This window comes from Psychrobacter sp. 78a-MNA-CIBAN-0178 (assembly GCF_040309625.1).
Taxonomy (GTDB): domain Bacteria; phylum Pseudomonadota; class Gammaproteobacteria; order Pseudomonadales; family Moraxellaceae; genus Psychrobacter; species Psychrobacter okhotskensis.
Genome location: NZ_JBEOOZ010000110.1, coordinates 1 through 280, shown reverse-complemented (window position 1 = coordinate 280; position 280 = coordinate 1). Strand labels below are relative to the sequence as shown.

The window sequence follows — 280 nt, the reverse complement described above, 5'->3', positions numbered from 1 at the left end:
ATACCGCAGATGCACTTAGCAAGCGTAATTTAAAACACACCGATGTATTGCCACTTTACTCGCGTTTATCTAACGCAGAGCAAAACCGTATATTTGCGCCGCATTCTCGTCGTCATATTATTTTATCGACTAACGTAGCCGAAACATCATTAACCGTGCCGGGTATTCGTTATGTAATAGACCCAGGTACTGCGCGTATAAGTCGCTACAGCTATCGTACAAAAGTACAGCGCTTACCAATAGAGCCTATATCGCAAGCAAGCGCCAATCAGCGTATGGG

At 44.6% G+C, this 280-nt stretch carries 1 protein-coding gene; it reads left to right on the top strand.

The window, feature by feature from the left end:
- A partial coding sequence (locus AAEY80_RS14465) for a helicase-related protein (protein ID WP_350588558.1) occupies nt 1-280 on the top strand: 280 nt, incomplete at both ends.